Origin of the sequence: Paraburkholderia unamae, assembly GCF_003268775.1 — a bacterium.
Classification (GTDB): domain Bacteria; phylum Pseudomonadota; class Gammaproteobacteria; order Burkholderiales; family Burkholderiaceae; genus Paraburkholderia; species Paraburkholderia unamae.
Genome location: NZ_QLSU01000041.1, coordinates 25,599 through 38,153, shown reverse-complemented (window position 1 = coordinate 38,153; position 12,555 = coordinate 25,599). Strand labels below are relative to the sequence as shown.

Sequence of the window (12,555 nt, the reverse complement as noted above, 5' to 3'; positions counted from 1 at the left end):
GGCGGGGCGCGCGTGACGATAAGGAGTGGAAAGCATGGCATGCCGGCGCGAAGCCGCCTCGAACAGATGACGACTTCATCATCGCGCGTGGGGCGTGACACCGGCACCTGGCCGAACGGCTAACGTCCCGGCAACAACTTCTTCGCTTTTTGCAGCGTGCCCGTGCGCTGTTTCGCGCCGGGCTTGAACAGCTTGACGGTGCGCACCGCCTGATCGTCGCTGCGCAGCACTTCGAGTTTCACGTCGCCGATCTGCAAGCACACGTCGCCTTCGGGAATCTCTTCGAGCACTTCGAGAATCAGACCGTTGAGCGTTTTCGGGCCGTCGGTGGGCAGCTTGATCTGGAGCCAGCGATTGAGCTCGCGCAGGGGCATGCTGCCCGGCACGATGCATTCGCCATCGTCGTTCCAGCCGCCGCGCCCGGTGCCGCTGCGCGGCATCGTCGTCGTGAATTCGCCGATCAGTTCCTCGATGATGTCTTCGGGCGTGACGAGCCCTTCCATCTCGCCGTATTCGTTGACGACAAGCGCGATGCGATGACGGCTTTCCTGGAAGTACTGAAGTTGCTGGAACACGGGCGTGCCGGTGGGCACGAAATACGGCTCGGTGAGCAGTTCGCGCAGCGTTTCGCGCTCGAAATCCTGGTTGTGCAGGGCGGCGAGCGTCTTGCGCACGTGGAGCACGCCGAGCACGCGGTCGATGTCGCCCTGATAGACGATCAACTTGTTGTGATAGCAGGTTTCGAGCTGATGCAGGATCTCTTCGAGCGGCGCTTCGAAGTCGAGCGCCTCGATGCGCCGGCGCGGGATCATCACGTCGTCGACCGTGATGTTCTCCAGATCGAACAGGTTCAGCAGAATGCTGCGGTGCTTGGTGGGCATGAAGCTGCCCGACTCGAGCACGATGGTGCGCAGCTCTTCCGTTGAGAGCCGCTGGTCACGCGCCTTGTGCGTGTTGATGTGCAGCACGCGCAGGATCGCGTTTGCGAACATGTTGACGAACCAGATCAGCGGCTTGGTCACGCGCATGAGCGGCGCGATCAGCAGGCTCGCCGGCAGCGCGATTTTCTCGGGAAACGTTGCGCCCACAATCTTCGGCGTGATTTCAGCGAACACGATGATGAGAAACGCGACGATGCCCGTGGCGACCGAAAGCACGAGATTGTCGTGGCCGAACGTGTGCAGCGCGATCGAGGTCGTGAGGACCGGGATGATCGTGTTGAAGAGATTGTTGCCGATCAGGATGACCGACAGCAGCAGGTCGGTGCGCGCGAGCAGCTTCTGCGTGGTTTTCGCACCGAGCGCGCCGTGGTTCGCAAGATATTTGAGCCGATGGCGATTGAGCGCCATCATCGCCGTTTCGGAGATGGAGAAGAAGCTGGAGCAGATGAGCAGGACGAAGACGGCGCAAATCTGCGCCCATAAGGGGAGGTGGTCCACGCGTCGAGACAGTGAGGGGGCGGATGGGGAAACTATAACAGAGGGGTGCCGGGGTTCCGGGGCCGCAGTCCTGGCCAGTCCTCGGCAATTGGCCGAACGGACAAGGCGTCGCGCAACGTGCACCGCCTGCGCACACAGGGCGTAATGTACGGACGAAAAAAAACCGCGCAGTGCATGCGCGGTTTTTTTTGAAATTCTGGTCGGGGTGAGAGGATTCGAACCTCCGGCCTCTACGTCCCGAACGTAGCGCTCTACCAGGCTAAGCTACACCCCGAATTTACTGCTGGACTCCACAACCCGCTTCGTCTGTTTCAAGACTGGCGCGTCGTCGAGTAAGAACATAATTCTAGCAGGCTATCTTTGTAAATGGAAGGGGGGAACGCTGAAATTGCATCGGCGGCGGCCTGGGCCTCGGCACGCGCGCATTGCAGCGTGTGTTCGAGCGCGCCCGAACGCGTGATCGCCGCGAAGATTTCGTCGAAGCGCGTCGTGCCGCCTTGCTCGATCGCTTCGCGCGCCAGTGCGGCTTCCGCCGCCGTGCCGTGCTCGATCAGCCAGATGAGCGGCAGCGTGGGCTTGCCTTCGCGCAGGTCGTCGCCGGCGTTCTTGCCCATCGATTCCGGCGTGCCGGTGTAGTCGAGCCAGTCGTCCATGATCTGGAACGCCGTGCCGATGCGCCGGCCGTACTCGGCCGCCGCTTCCTCGGCGCGCGCATCCGCACCCGAAAGCACCGCGCCGAGCTGCGCCGCGGCTTCGAACAGCTTGGCGGTCTTGTAGCGGATCACCTGCATGTAGCGGTCGGTGTCCACGTCGGCGTCGTGCATGTTCAGGAGTTGCAGGACTTCGCCTTCGGAGATGATCGTCGTGGCCGCCGAAAGAATCTCCATCACGCGCATCTTGCCCACACCCACCATCATCTCGAACGAGCGCGAGTACAGATAGTCGCCAACCAGCACGCTGGCGGCGTTGCCGAACAGCGCGTTGGCCGTCTGGCGGCCGCGCCGCAGGTCGGACTCGTCGACGACGTCGTCGTGCAGCAGCGTGGCCGTGTGAATGAATTCGACGACCGCTGCGAGCACATGGCGATGCGTGCCGCGGTCGCCGAGCGCGCCGGCCACGAGCAGCAGGAGCGCCGGGCGCAGCCGCTTGCCGCCCGCACCGATGATGTACTCGGAGATCTGATTGATCAGCATCACCTCGGACGCCAGGCTCTGCCGGATGACACGATTCACCTGCTCCATGTCACTGGCGATGGGGGCGAGCAGGGTGGCTGCGCTGGGGGATGGGGTGGCGGTGGACGACATGATGGCAAATATGGGTAGTGCCGCGGATTATAAGGCGAATCGGCTTCCTGCCGGACGCTCCCATGCCGTCCGGCCGATGGTTCCCTCTATTTCAGCCTTGCCCGAGATGGTGCCTGGATGCTGGCGCTGCGTCGTGCGGCTGGCTGCCAGGGCCGCCCGGCGGGGCCTGAGGCGCTCGCGCGACGGGCGCGCATTGTCTTTGACCGCGTAGCTAACTCTATGTATAATCTAAGGTTTCGGGCGCGCAGTGCGTCTGAAAAGATATTTTAGAGTGAGGTTCTCAATGTACGCGGTCATAAAAACCGGCGGCAAGCAGTACAAAGTTGCCGTTGGCGAAAAACTTAAAGTAGAACAGATACCGGCTGACATTGACGCAGAAATCACGCTCGACCAGGTTCTCGCAGTGGGCGAAGGCGAATCGATTAAGTTCGGTACGCCGCTGGTCAGTGGGGCTTCCGTCAAGGCCACCGTTGTGTCGCAAGGCCGACACGCCAAAGTGACCATCTTCAAGATGCGTCGCCGGAAGCACTACCAGAAGCATGGCGGCCACCGCCAGAACTACACCGAACTGCGCATCGACGCGATCAACGCGTAAGCGCACGCAGGTAAAGGAGCAAACAAATGGCACACAAAAAGGCAGGCGGGTCGTCACGTAACGGCCGCGACTCAGAGTCGAAACGACTTGGCGTGAAGGTGTTCGGCGGCCAGGCTATCCTCGCAGGCGGCATCATCGTTCGCCAGCGCGGTACGCGTATGCACCCGGGCCTGAACGTCGGCATCGGCAAGGACCACACGCTCTACGCGCTGGTCGACGGCCACGTCTCGTTCGCGATCAAGGGCGCAGCCAACAAGCAACTGGTCAACGTCGTCCCGGCAGCGGCCTAAGCTTTAGACCGCTCGCGAGCGGGCTACACGCGACGCAAAGAAGGCCCCGCGAAGTTTGCGGGGCCTTTTTGTTTATCCGCGACCTTCCGGGGTCGCATCGAATTGAAGCGGCGGATAAACGCAGCGTCGCTGGCCATTCGGCCAGATTGGCCAGTTTCGGCCGCGGCGGGCAAAATACCGACATTCACGGGACGGAGTAACGCATGAAGTTCATTGACGAAGCGAAGATCGAAGTCATCGCCGGCGATGGGGGCGATGGCAGCGCGTCGATGCGACGCGAGAAGTTCGTCCCGTTCGGCGGGCCGGACGGCGGCGACGGCGGGCGTGGCGGCAGCGTCTACGCTGTGGCTGACCGCAACATCAACACCCTTATCGATTACCGCTACACGAAGAAGCACCAGGCGCGCAACGGCGAAAACGGCCGCGGCTCGGACTGCTATGGCAAGGGCGGCGACGACATCACGCTGCGCATGCCGGTGGGCACCGCCATCACCGACCAGGACACGGGCGAACTGATCGCCGACCTGACCGAGCACGACCAGCGCGTGCTGGTCGCCCAGGGCGGGGCGGGCGGCCTCGGCAACCTGCATTTCAAGTCGTCCACGAACCGCGCGCCGCGCCAGAAAACCGACGGCAAGCCCGGCGAGCGCCGCATGCTCAAGCTGGAGCTGAAGGTGCTGGCCGACGTCGGCCTGCTCGGCATGCCGAACGCGGGCAAGTCCACATTCATCTCCTCGGTGTCCAACGCCAAGCCGAAGATCGCCGACTACCCCTTCACGACGCTCGCGCCGAACCTGGGCGTGGTGCGCGTGGGGCCGAGCAAGAGCTTCGTGATCGCCGACATTCCGGGCCTGATCGAAGGCGCAGCGGAAGGCGCGGGCCTCGGTCACCAGTTCCTGCGTCACCTCCAGCGCACGAACCTGCTGCTGCATCTGGTCGATCTCGCGCCGTTCGACGAAAGCGTCGATCCCGTGGCGGAAGCCAGGGCGATCGTCGGCGAGCTGCGCAAGTACGACGAGACGCTCTTCGAGAAGCCGCGCTGGCTCGTGCTCAACAAGCTCGACATGGTGCCGGAAGACGAGCGCGTCGAGCGCATTGCCGACTTCGTGAAGCGCTTCGAGTGGGACGGCCCGGTGTTCGAGATTTCGGCGCTCACGGGGCAGGGCTGCGAGAACCTGTGCTACGCGGTGTACGACTACGTCTCGGCGCATTCGGACGCGCGCCGCGCGGCGGAAGCCGAAGACCTCGCCTCCGACGTGCGCTTCCGTGAAGGACAGGGCGGGAACGCCGGGCAGCCGCAAGAGTAATCCGGCGCATGCCGGCGCGCGAGCCGCGCCGGCCGCTCCTTGGAAACGTCACGCGTCATCAGTCATTTGGGAGACCGCGCAGCATGCGTTCCGTCATCGCCGATTCGCGGCGTCTGGTAGTGAAAGTCGGTTCGAGCCTCGTCACCAACGACGGGCGCGGCCTCGATCATGCGGCAATCGGCCGCTGGGCCGCGCAGATCGCGGCGCTGCGCGCGCAGGGCAAGGAAGTCGTGCTCGTGAGTTCGGGCGCCATTGCCGAAGGCATGCAGCGCCTTGGCTGGACGAAGCGGCCGCGCGAGATCGACGAGCTTCAGGCCGCCGCAGCGGTCGGGCAGATGGGCCTCGCGCAGGTGTACGAGAGCCGCTTTGCCGAACATGACATTCGCACGGCGCAAATCCTGCTCACGCACGCGGACCTGGCCGATCGCGAACGCTATCTCAATGCGCGCTCCACGCTGCTCACGCTGCTGCGCCTCGGCGTCGTGCCGATCATCAACGAGAACGATACCGTCGTCACCGACGAAATCAAGTTCGGCGACAACGACACGCTCGGCGCGCTCGTCGCGAACCTGATCGAAGGCGACGCGCTCGTCATCCTCACCGACCAGAGCGGGCTCTACACGGCCGATCCGCGCAAGGATCCCACGGCGACGCTCGTGCAGGAAGCCGACGCGGGCAAGCCGGAACTGGAAGCGATGGCGGGCGGCGCGGGGTCGAGCATCGGCCGCGGCGGCATGCTCACCAAGATTCTCGCGGCCAAGCGTGCCGCGCACAGCGGCGCGAACACCGTGATCGCGAGCGGCCGCGAGGCCGAGGTGCTGGTGCGGCTCGCTTCGGGCGAGGCGATCGGCACGCAACTCATCGCGCGCACGGCACGCATGGCCGCGCGCAAGCAGTGGATGGCCGACCATCTCCAGGTGCGCGGCCATGTGGTGATCGACGACGGCGCCGTGCAGAAGGTGACGGACGACGGCAAGAGCCTGCTGCCGATCGGCGTGACGGGCGTGCAGGGCGCCTTCGCGCGCGGCGAGGTGATCGCGTGCCTGAACGGCGCGGGCGTGGAAGTGGCGCGCGGGCTCACCAACTACAGCAGCGCCGAGACGAAACTGATCCAGCGGCATGCGAGCGGCGAGATCGAAGGCATCCTCGGCTACATGCTCGAGCCGGAGCTGATTCACCGCGACAATCTCGTGCTCGTTTGAGCGCGCGCATCAGCGCGAACGCGTAAAAAAGCCGCTGCGGCCCCAAGGCCGCAGCGGCTTTTTTCATGCCCGTGACAACGGGCAATGACGGCGCGTTAGCGCACCAGCATCGACTGCGTGCGCCCGTAGCGCAGATTCTGGACAATGGCCGGCGCTTTCGCGAGCGGCATCTTGTTCGCGCAGAAGTAGTCTTGATAAAGCCGCGACTGATACGCGTTGAGCGTGCCGTTCTCGATGCGCGACCAGTTGTTCGCGACGGTCTGGTCCCAGCCGTTGTGATCGGCGTCGAGGCTCGCATAGAGGCGCCACTCGTAGGTGTCGCAGCGAATCCCTTCGTAGTTCACGTTGCGCGCGCCCGTCGGGCTCGTGATGACGACCGTGTAGCGCACGACGCCGTCGGTGCCGACCGTGAGCGAGTCGGGGTCGATGGCGAACTTGAGCGGCGAATTATTCGAGACGTCGAACGGCAGCAGCGTCGCGCCCGCTTGCGGCAGCGCCGGCAGGCTTTCGACCTTGTTCTCCTGCCAGGTGCCCTGGCGGTCCAGCAAATAGGTGAACGCGCTGTCGTCCTTGTTGGTGGGACCGGAACTGGAACACCCGGCCAGCCCGGTCAAAAGCAGCACACCGCCTGCGACGCAAGTCGCAGCAAGAGCAAATCGTTTCAAATTGGTTTTCCTCGAAGCACCGGCGCCGTGCTCACGAACGTGCAGCGCCGCGAATGCGAACCGCGAGGCCCGGCGCGTGGTGCGCCGGTCTCGCCGGTTCGGGCGTTCTTTGCGTTGGCTCAAGCCCCTTGGTCGTGCTCGTCCTGCGCAGGCTCGATGATACTCTGCGCCGAAGCGCAATCGCTCTCGATCGGCGCAAGCTGCGGCACGTCGTCCGGCATGCTCGCGTACGGCAGGGCGTGCACGGCGTCGGCATGCGCCGACGTCACGATGCGCGGGTAGCGCACCTCGTGAGCCTGCACACCCAAACGCTCCTGGCGCGGCGCGGGCCGGCGCAGGAAACGCGAGAGCTCGGTGAGCGCAAGCTGATAGACGTCGCGCTTGAACTCGATGACCGCTTCGAGCGGCACCCAGTATTCGTTCCAGCGCCACGCATCGAACTCGGGATGCTCCGTTGCCCTCAGGCAGATATCGCAGTCGCGCCCGACCATGCGCAGCAGAAACCAGATCTGTTTCTGACCGCGATAATGGCCGCGCACTTCGCGCTTGATGAACTTGTCCGGCACCTCATAACGCAACCAGTCGCGCGTGCGACCGACGATCTTGACATGCTCCGGATGCAGACCGGTTTCTTCGTGCAACTCCCTAAACATTGCCTGCATGGGGGTCTCACCGTACTTGATGCCCCCTTGCGGAAACTGCCAGGAATGTTCGCGAACCCGTTTGCCCCAAAACACCTCGTTTCGCGCGTTCAAGAGGATGATGCCGACGTTCGGGCGAAACCCCTCACGATCCAGCATACAACCACCTTCGAATCCTTTAAAATTGCTTTGATTATAAACAGATAACGGACCTCACGCACCCGGCGGCCGGAAAGTTGGAACGATTTACCGCTGCCGCGCAACAACGCGCTCGGGGCGGGATCGGCTTCGCATCCGGCGGCCATCCTGGCTCAGGCCAACCGCGGTCATCGCCGGTCTCCGGCGCAGCGCACGGCGTGTTGTCATAATGGCGGGTTCGTGAACTCCTCCGTTGGTCATCTCTTCGGGCGGTCTGCACCGGGCCGCCGCTTTTGGATAATTTGAATGAAAGCCTCCCGTTTCTTTATCGGCACCCTGAAGGAAGCGCCCTCTGACGCGGAAATCGTCAGCCACAAGTTGATGGTTCGCGCGGGCATGATCCGTCGCGTCGCCGGCGGCATCTACAACTATCTGCCGATCGGCCTGCGCTCGATCCGCAAGGTCGAACAGATCGTGCGCGAGGAAATGAACCGCGCCGGCGCCATCGAGTTGCTGATGCCGGCCGTGCAACCGGCGGAGCTGTGGCAGGAATCGGGACGCTGGGAACAATACGGGCCGGAACTGCTGCGCTTCAAGGATCGCAAGCAGAGCGACTTCGTGATGGGCCCGACGCACGAAGAAGTCGTCACCGACATCGCGCGCGGCCAGATCAAGAGCTATCGCCAGCTGCCGGTGAACTTCTACCAGGTGCAGACGAAGTTTCGCGATGAAATCCGTCCCCGTTTCGGTGTGATGCGCGGCCGCGAGTTCATCATGAAGGACGCGTACTCGTTCGATAAGGACGTCGAAGGTCTCAAGGTCTCGTACCAGAAGATGTACGACGCCTACACGCGCATCTTCACGCGTCTCGGTCTCGAGTTCCGCGCGGTCGCGGCCGACAACGGCTCGATCGGCGGCAGCGGTTCGCACGAATTCCACGTGATCGCGGAAACGGGCGAGGACGATATCGCCTACTGCCCGACGTCGGACTTCGCGGCCAACGTCGAAGCCGCCGATGCGCTGCCGCTCATCGCGCAGCGCGGCGCGCCCACGCAAGCGCTCACGAAAACGCCCACGCCTGGCGCGGCCAAGTGCGAGGCCGTGGCGGAGTTGCTCGGCATTGCGCTCGAAAGCACGATCAAGTCGATCATTCTCGCCACCGACAACGAAGGCGCCGAGCCGACCATCTGGTTGCTCATGCTGCGCGGCGACCACGATCTGAACGAGATCAAGGCCGGCAAGCTCGAAGGCCTGGGCGGCTTCCGCTTCGCGACCGAAGCGGAAATCGTCGAGTGGTTCGGCACGCCGCCGGGCTACCTCGGTCCGCTCAACACGAAGAAGCCGGTCAAGGTGATCGCCGATCGCACGGTCGCGAACATGAGCGACTTCGTGGTGGGCTCGAACGAAGTGGACTTCCACACCACGGGTGTGAACTGGGGCCGCGACCTGCCGGAGCCGGTCGTCGCCGACATCCGCAACGTGAAGAAGGGCGACCCCTCGCCGGACGGCAAGGGTGTGATCGACATCTGCCGCGGCATCGAAGTGGGCCACGTGTTCCAGCTCGGCACGAAGTACTCGGAAGCGATGAACGCCACGTACCTCGCCGAGAACGGCAAGCCCGCGCCGATGCAGATGGGCTGCTACGGTATTGGCGTCACGCGTATTCTCGGTGCAGCCATCGAGCAGAACTTCGACGAGAAGGGCATTATCTGGCCTGAGTCGATCGCGCCGTTCCAGGTCGTCGTGTGCCCGATGGGCATGGACCGCAGCGAGCTCGTGCGCGAGCACGCCGAGCGTGTGTACAACGAACTGCTCGAAGCGGGCGTGGACGTGATTCTCGACGACCGCGGCGAGCGCCCGGGCGTGATGTTCGCCGACTGGGAGCTGATCGGCGTGCCGCATCGTCTCGTGATCGGCGATCGTGGCCTGAAGGAAGGCAAGATCGAGTACCAGGGCCGCCGCGAGACGGAAGCGACGCTGCTCCCGGCCGACGAGGCCGCGCAGGCAGTGGCGCAGAAGATCCGCGCCGCGCTCGCGGTGTAAGCGCGGTTCGATCGCCCCGCAGTTCAATCGCCCATTGCGGCAACCTCGGCTAAAGGAGCGCAGCTAGCGTGGAGTACAGTTTTCTGTCCGCTACGGTTCTGCTGCTCCTCATTACCGACCCGCTCGGCAATATCCCGCTCTTCATTAGCTGCCTGCGCGGCGTTGCCCAGCAACGCCGCGCGATCGTGATCCTGCGCGAGGTCGCGATCGCGTTTTTCATCCTGCTCATCTTCATGGTGGCGGGCAACAGCTTCCTGCGCATGATGGGGCTCACCGACACGTCGCTGCGCATCGGCGGCGGCATCGTGCTGTTCCTCATCGCGCTGCGCATGATCTTTCCGCATCCGGGCGGACCGTTTGGCGGGGGCGACAAGGGCGGCGAGCCGCTCATCGTGCCGCTCGCCATTCCCGCGCTGGCGGGGCCTTCGGCGCTCGCCACGGTCATGCTGCTCACCTCGCAGGCGCCCGGCAAGCTCTATGAGTGGGTGGCGGCGCTCGTCGTCACGATGGTGATCTGCGCGGCCGTGCTGGTGATGGCCGAGCGCATTCAGCAATGGCTCGGCGAGCGCGTGGTGACGGCCTTCGAGCGGCTGATGGGGCTCGTGCTCGTGGCGATTTCCGTGGAGATGATCCTCGCGGGCATCGCCAACTTCGTGCATCACCTCTGACATCGCGCGCGGCAGGCGTCGCAGGCAATAAAAAAGCAGCCCGAGGGCTGCTTTTTTTCATGGCGCCGCGGTTGACCCGCGAGCACGCCGCATGCTCGATTCAAGCGCCTTCGGTCAGCGCACGGATGGTCGGCAGATTGCGCCAGTAACCCTTCGCGTCCATGCCGCAGCCGAACACATAGCGGTCCGGCACCGAAAAGCCGCAGTAGTCGGGATGCAGCGGCTTGGCCTTCGTGAGCGTCTTTTCGCACAGCACGGCCGAGAGGAAACGCTTCGCGCCCATGTCCATGATGCGGTCGCGGATCGCGGCCATGGTTTCACCCTCATCGAGGATGTCGTCGAGCACGAGCACCACGCGGTCCTTCACCGACTCGCGCGGCGCGACGCGCCATTGCATCTCCGCGCTGCCCTTGATGGCGTTGCGGTAGCGCGTGAGGTGGATGTAATCGAACTCCAGCGGGAAGTCGAGGTGCGGCAGCAGCATGCCGGTGAACACCGCCGCGCCGCCCATCACCGACAGCACGAGCGGGAAGTCCTCGCTGATCTCGGCGCGGATGGCGTCGGCCATGCTGCCGATCGACGCATTGACGTCGCCCTCCGAAACGATCTCTTCGGAGTGGCGGAAAATGTGCAGGGCTTCTTCGCGATTCATGACTCTGGCGGGCGGTGGCTGTAGCTATTGAAGTGTGGAAAATAACGGCGGCGCGCGCTACAGCATATACCCGCGCGTTTGTTCCATCACGCGCCGCGTCGTGTGGGGCCGGGTGCGCATGACGCGACACGCGGCCCGCAAGGTGCGTTAGCGCATGCCGGGCATCATGCCCTTCATGCCGCGCATCATCTTTTGCAGGTTGCCGCCCTTCAGCTTCTTCATCATGGTGCGCATCTGATCGTACTGGTTCAGCAGGCGGTTGACCTCCTGCACCTGCACGCCCGCGCCCGCCGCGATGCGGCGCTTGCGCGTGGCCTTGATGAGATCGGGCTTGGCGCGCTCCTGGGCCGTCATCGAGTTGATGATGCCTTCCATGCGGCGCATCTGCTTTTCGGCCTGGCCCATGTCGGCGCCCGAGGCGGCTTGCTGGAACTGCGCGGGCAGCTTGTCCATGAGCGACGACAGGCCGCCCATTTTCTTCATCTGCGACAGTTGCGCGCGGAAATCGTTGAGGTCGAAGTCGCCGCCTTTCTTGACCTTGTCGGCGAGCTTTTGCGCGGCCTGAACGTCCACGCCGCGCTGCGCTTCCTCGACGAGCGCGAGAATGTCGCCCATGCCGAGAATACGGTTGGCCATGCGCTCGGGGTAGAACACCTCGAGGCCGTCGAGCTTTTCTGCGACGCCGACGAACTTGATCGGCTTGCCCGTGATGTGGCGCACGGAGAGCGCCGCGCCGCCGCGCGAATCGCCGTCGAGCTTGGTGAGCACGACGCCGGTGAGCGGCAGGGCGTCGTTGAACGCCTTGGCCGTGTTGACCGCGTCCTGGCCGAGCATCGCGTCGACCACGAACAGCGTTTCGGCGGGTTTGAGCGTGGCGTGCAGCGCGGTGATCTCGTTCATCATCGCCTCGTCGATACCGAGGCGGCCGGCCGTGTCGACGAGCAGCACGTCGTGGTAGTGGCGCTTGGCCCAGTCCACGGCCGCGGCGGCAATCTCGACCGGCTTCTGGTCGGGCTGCGAGGGGAAGAAGTCGGCGCCGACCTGTTCCGTCACCGTCTTCAGCTGCGCGATAGCGGCGGGGCGGTAGACGTCACACGAAACGGTGAGGACCTTCTTCTTGTATTTCTCGCGCAGGAGCTTGGCGAGCTTGCCGGTGGTGGTGGTTTTACCCGCGCCTTGCAGACCCGCCATCAGGATGACCGCGGGCGGCGTGACGGCGAGATCGAGCTCGGCGGCCTTGCCTTCGTAGTCGCCGCCGATCACGGCGGTCAGCTCGCGCTGCACCACGCCGACGAGCGCCTGGCCGGGCGAGAGGCTGGCGATCACTTCCTCGCCGAGCGCCTTTTCCTTCACCTTGGCGATGAATTCGCGCACGACGGGCAGCGCCACGTCGGCTTCGAGCAGCGCGAGACGCACCTCTCGGAGCATTTCCTGGGTATTGGCTTCGGTCAGCCGGGCTTCGCCGCGCAGCGTCTTGACGACGCGCGCCATCCGTTGAGTGAGATTATCGAGCATGGGGAGGCGGTGAGCAGTGCGGCCCGGCCCGCGCACGCGAAACAGGAAGGCGCAGCATTGCGTCGCGATCCCGCGCGGCCAGGGGGCCTATAGTAA

General features: G+C 64.3%; 12 protein-coding genes and 1 tRNA gene. 6 read left to right on the top strand and 7 right to left on the bottom strand.

The annotated features are described in order from the left end of the window. Positions 1–119: 119 nt before the first annotated feature. The 3 genes from C7401_RS39655 to C7401_RS39645 all read right to left on the bottom strand — a co-directional run bounded on the left by C7401_RS39655 (position 120) and on the right by C7401_RS39645 (position 2,743). A complete protein-coding gene (locus tag C7401_RS39655) occupies positions 120–1,439 on the bottom strand; it encodes an HlyC/CorC family transporter (RefSeq protein ID WP_112177512.1) in 1,320 nt (439 codons plus the stop codon). 197 nt (positions 1,440–1,636) lie between these two features. After that, positions 1,637–1,713 (bottom strand) — tRNA-Pro (locus tag C7401_RS39650). Positions 1,714–1,750: 37 nt separating this feature from the next. Further along, entirely contained in the window at positions 1,751–2,743 is a 993-nt protein-coding gene (locus C7401_RS39645; RefSeq protein ID WP_112177511.1) for a polyprenyl synthetase family protein, read from the bottom strand. A gap of 283 nt (positions 2,744–3,026) precedes the next feature. Here C7401_RS39645 and rplU point away from each other — a divergent pair, with 283 nt between their 5' ends. The 4 genes from rplU to proB all read left to right on the top strand — a co-directional run bounded on the left by rplU (position 3,027) and on the right by proB (position 6,137). Beyond that, the gene (gene rplU, locus C7401_RS39640; protein WP_007180329.1) at positions 3,027–3,338 is read left to right on the top strand and encodes a 50S ribosomal protein L21; all 312 of its coding nucleotides are present in this window, start codon (positions 3,027–3,029) and stop codon (positions 3,336–3,338) included. Between the two features lie 26 nt (positions 3,339–3,364). Further along, positions 3,365–3,628 (top strand): 50S ribosomal protein L27, encoded by a 264-nt coding sequence (gene rpmA, locus C7401_RS39635; protein WP_112177510.1) that lies wholly within the window; start codon positions 3,365–3,367, stop codon positions 3,626–3,628. A gap of 203 nt (positions 3,629–3,831) precedes the next feature. Next, complete coding sequence (cgtA, locus tag C7401_RS39630) at positions 3,832–4,935, top strand: Obg family GTPase CgtA (RefSeq protein ID WP_112177509.1); 1,104 nt, start codon at positions 3,832–3,834, stop codon at positions 4,933–4,935. A gap of 83 nt (positions 4,936–5,018) precedes the next feature. Next, positions 5,019–6,137: a glutamate 5-kinase gene (proB, locus tag C7401_RS39625; protein ID WP_112177508.1), complete on the top strand. Its 1,119-nt coding sequence runs from the start codon at positions 5,019–5,021 to the stop codon at positions 6,135–6,137. Between the two features lie 95 nt (positions 6,138–6,232). On the opposite strand, the gene C7401_RS39620 is transcribed toward proB, so the two are convergent. Together C7401_RS39620 and C7401_RS39615 are read right to left on the bottom strand one after the other, a co-directional pair. Beyond that, the gene (locus C7401_RS39620) at positions 6,233–6,802 is read right to left on the bottom strand and encodes a CNP1-like family protein (protein WP_112177507.1); all 570 of its coding nucleotides are present in this window, start codon (positions 6,800–6,802) and stop codon (positions 6,233–6,235) included. 119 nt (positions 6,803–6,921) lie between these two features. Further along, positions 6,922–7,602, bottom strand: coding sequence for an RNA pyrophosphohydrolase (locus tag C7401_RS39615; RefSeq protein ID WP_112177506.1), 681 nt, complete (start codon positions 7,600–7,602; stop codon positions 6,922–6,924). 285 nt (positions 7,603–7,887) lie between these two features. Between C7401_RS39615 and C7401_RS39605 the strand changes: the two genes are divergently transcribed. Both C7401_RS39605 and C7401_RS39600 read left to right on the top strand, forming a co-directional pair. Beyond that, positions 7,888–9,624, top strand: a complete 1,737-nt coding sequence (locus C7401_RS39605) for a proline--tRNA ligase (RefSeq protein WP_112177504.1) — start codon at positions 7,888–7,890, stop codon at positions 9,622–9,624. Between the two features lie 68 nt (positions 9,625–9,692). Further along, positions 9,693–10,292, top strand: coding sequence for a MarC family protein (locus tag C7401_RS39600; protein WP_112177503.1), 600 nt, complete (start codon positions 9,693–9,695; stop codon positions 10,290–10,292). Between the two features lie 100 nt (positions 10,293–10,392). On the opposite strand, the gene C7401_RS39595 is transcribed toward C7401_RS39600, so the two are convergent. Continuing rightward, positions 10,393–10,944: a hypoxanthine-guanine phosphoribosyltransferase gene (locus C7401_RS39595; protein WP_112177502.1), complete on the bottom strand. Its 552-nt coding sequence runs from the start codon at positions 10,942–10,944 to the stop codon at positions 10,393–10,395. A 147-nt stretch (positions 10,945–11,091) separates the two neighbouring features. Beyond that, complete coding sequence (gene ffh / locus C7401_RS39590; RefSeq protein ID WP_112177501.1) at positions 11,092–12,459, bottom strand: signal recognition particle protein; 1,368 nt, start codon at positions 12,457–12,459, stop codon at positions 11,092–11,094. Positions 12,460–12,555: the final 96 nt, after the last annotated feature.

Bases quoted from the DNA above. Each gene is read 5' to 3' on its own strand.
- C7401_RS39645 (WP_112177511.1), bottom strand. From the start codon at position 2,743: ATGTCGTCCACCGCCACCCCATCCCCCAGCGCAGCCACCCTGCTCGCC.
- rplU (WP_007180329.1), top strand. From the start codon at position 3,027: ATGTACGCGGTCATAAAAACCGGCGGCAAGCAGTACAAAGTTGCCGTT.
- rpmA (WP_112177510.1), top strand. From the start codon at position 3,365: ATGGCACACAAAAAGGCAGGCGGGTCGTCACGTAACGGCCGCGACTCA.
- cgtA (WP_112177509.1), top strand. From the start codon at position 3,832: ATGAAGTTCATTGACGAAGCGAAGATCGAAGTCATCGCCGGCGATGGG.
- proB (WP_112177508.1), top strand. From the start codon at position 5,019: ATGCGTTCCGTCATCGCCGATTCGCGGCGTCTGGTAGTGAAAGTCGGT.
- C7401_RS39615 (WP_112177506.1), bottom strand. From the start codon at position 7,602: ATGCTGGATCGTGAGGGGTTTCGCCCGAACGTCGGCATCATCCTCTTG.
- C7401_RS39605 (WP_112177504.1), top strand. From the start codon at position 7,888: ATGAAAGCCTCCCGTTTCTTTATCGGCACCCTGAAGGAAGCGCCCTCT.
- C7401_RS39595 (WP_112177502.1), bottom strand. From the start codon at position 10,944: ATGAATCGCGAAGAAGCCCTGCACATTTTCCGCCACTCCGAAGAGATC.
- ffh (WP_112177501.1), bottom strand. From the start codon at position 12,459: ATGCTCGATAATCTCACTCAACGGATGGCGCGCGTCGTCAAGACGCTG.